At 53.5% G+C, this 2943-nt stretch carries 1 rRNA gene; it reads right to left on the bottom strand.

Annotated elements, in window-relative coordinates:
* Positions 1–22: 22 nt before the first annotated feature.
* Positions 23–2915 (bottom strand): 23S ribosomal RNA (locus MWU64_RS15295).
* Between the last annotated feature and the right edge of the window lie 28 nt (positions 2916–2943).

Here is a 2943-nt window from a genome sequence, read left to right as displayed (position 1 = left end):
CCGCAATTGTCTTGGGTGTTATATAGTCAAGCCGCACGAGCAATTAGTACTGGTTAGCTCAACGCCTCGCAGCGCTTACACACCCAGCCTATCAACGTCCTGGTCTTGAACGGCTCTTTAGGAGGCTCAGGGCCTCAGGGAGATCTCATCTTGGAAGGGGCTTCCCGCTTAGATGCTTTCAGCGGTTATCCTATCCGAACATAGCTACCCAGCAGTGCTTCTGGCGAAACAACTGGAACACCAGCGGTTCGTTCACTCCGGTCCTCTCGTACTAGGAGCAACTTTCCTCAAATCTCCAACGTCCACGGCAGATAGGGACCGAACTGTCTCACGACGTTCTAAACCCAGCTCGCGTACCACTTTAAATGGCGAACAGCCATACCCTTGGGACCGGCTTCAGCCCCAGGATGTGATGAGCCGACATCGAGGTGCCAAACACCGCCGTCGATGTGAACTCTTGGGCGGTATCAGCCTGTTATCCCCGGAGTACCTTTTATCCGTTGAGCGATGGCCCTTCCATACAGAACCACCGGATCACTATGACCTACTTTCGTACCTGCTCGACGTGTCTGTCTCGCAGTCAAGCGGGCTTGTGCCATTACACTAACCGTACGATGTCCGACCGTACTTAGCCCACCTTTGTGCTCCTCCGTTACGCTTTGGGAGGAGACCGCCCCAGTCAAACTACCCACCACACAGTGTCCTCAACCCCGATAAGGGGTCAGAGTTAGAACCTCAAACATGCCAGGCTGGTATTTCAAGGTTGGCTCCACCAGAACTGGCGTCCTGGTTTCAAAGCCTCCCAGCTATCCTACACAAGCATATTCAAAGTTCACTGTGAAGCTATAGTAAAGGTTCACGGGGTCTTTCCGTCTAGCCGCGGATACACCGCATCTTCACGGCGATTTCAATTTCACTGAGTCTCGGGTAGAGACAGCGCCCCCATCGTTACGCCATTCGTGCAGGTCGGAACTTACCCGACAAGGAATTTCGCTACCTTAGGACCGTTATAGTTACGGCCGCCGTTTACCGGGGCTTCGATCAAGAGCTTCGCACGAATGCTAACCCCATCAATTAACCTTCCGGCACCGGGCAGGCGTCACACCGTATACGTCCACTTTCGTGTTTGCACAGTGCTGTGTTTTTAATAAACAGTCGCAGGGGCCTGGTATCTTCGACCGGCTTCCGCTCCACCCGCGGGGGTTTCACGTACACACCGGCGTGCCTTCTCCCGAAGTTACGGCACCATTTTGCCTAGTTCCTTTACCCGAGTTCTCTCAAGCGCCTTGGTATTCTCTACCTGACCACCTGTGTCGGTTTGGGGTACGGTCCCGAATAGCCTGAAGCTTAGAAGATTTTCCTGGAAGCAGGGCATCAATGACTTCGCGCCCTTGGGCACTCGTCGTCGCGTCTCGGGATATGTGGACCCGGATTTGCCTAAGTCCACTCCCTACATGCTTAAACCGGGGCAACCGTCGCCCGGCTCACCTAGCCTTCTCCGTCTCTCCATCGCAGCTATCCAAGGTACGGGAATATTAACCCGTTTCCCATCGACTACACCTTTCGGTCTCGCCTTAGGGGCCGACTCACCCTGCGCCGATTAGCGTTGCGCAGGAACCCTTGGTCTTCCGGCGTGGGAGTTTTTCACTCCCATTGTCGTTACTCATGTCAGCATTCGCACTTCTGATACCTCCAGCATGCTTCTCAACACACCTTCGCAGGCTTACAGAACGCTCCCCTACCCCGCATACAAAGTATGCAGCCGCAGCTTCGGTAACCAGTTTGAGCCCCGTTACATCTTCCGCGCAGGCCGACTCGACTAGTGAGCTATTACGCTTTCTTTAAAGGATGGCTGCTTCTAAGCCAACCTCCTAGCTGTCTGAGCCTTCCCACATCGTTTCCCACTTAACTGGTATTTTGGGACCTTAGCTGGCGGTCTGGGTTGTTTCCCTCTTCACGACGGACGTTAGCACCCATCGTGTGTCTCCCGGATAGTACTCACAGGTATTCGGAGTTTGCATGGGGTTGGTAAGTCGAGATGACCCCCTAGCCCAAACAGTGCTCTACCCCCTGTGGTATTCGTCCGAGGCGCTACCTAAATAGCTTTCGGGGAGAACCAGCTATCTCCGGGCTTGATTAGCCTTTCACTCCGATCCACAAGTCATCCCCTGGCTTTTCAACGACAGTGGGTTCGGTCCTCCAGTTGATGTTACTCAACCTTCAACCTGCTCATGGATAGATCGCCCGGTTTCGGGTCTATGCCTAGCGACTGATTCGCCCTATTCAGACTCGGTTTCCCTACGGCTCCCCTAAACGGTTAACCTCGCCACTAAACATAAGTCGCTGACCCATTATACAAAAGGTACGCCGTCACAGAACAAGTCTGCTCCGACTGCTTGTACGCATACGGTTTCAGGATCTATTTCACTCCCCTCACAGGGGTTCTTTTCGCCTTTCCCTCACGGTACTGGTTCACTATCGGTCAGTCAGGAGTATTTAGCCTTGGAGGATGGTCCCCCCATGTTCAGTCAACGTTTCTCGTGCGCCGACCTACTCGATTTCACTAGACTCAGATTTCGGATACGGGGCTATCACCCACTATGGCGGCACTTTCCAGAGCCTTCTCCTATCAGTTGTCTAGCTTAAGGGCTAGTCCCCGTTCGCTCGCCGCTACTTAGGGAATCTCGGTTGATTTCTTTTCCTCGGGGTACTTAGATGTTTCAGTTCCCCCGGTTCGCCTCTTACACCTATGTATTCAGTGCAAGATACCCGATCGAGATCGGGTGGGTTTCCCCATTCAGAAATGTCCGGATCACAGCTTGTTTGCCAGCTCCCCGAACCTTATCGCAGGCTTCCACGTCTTTCATCGCCTCTGACTGCCAAGGCATCCACCGTATGCGCTTAGTTGCTTGACTATATAACCCCAAGACAACTGTGCTCGAT

This window comes from Marinobacter sp. S0848L (genome assembly GCF_023016065.1).
GTDB lineage: Bacteria > Pseudomonadota > Gammaproteobacteria > Pseudomonadales > Oleiphilaceae > Marinobacter.
This window is presented reverse-complemented; position numbering and strand designations above follow the sequence as displayed.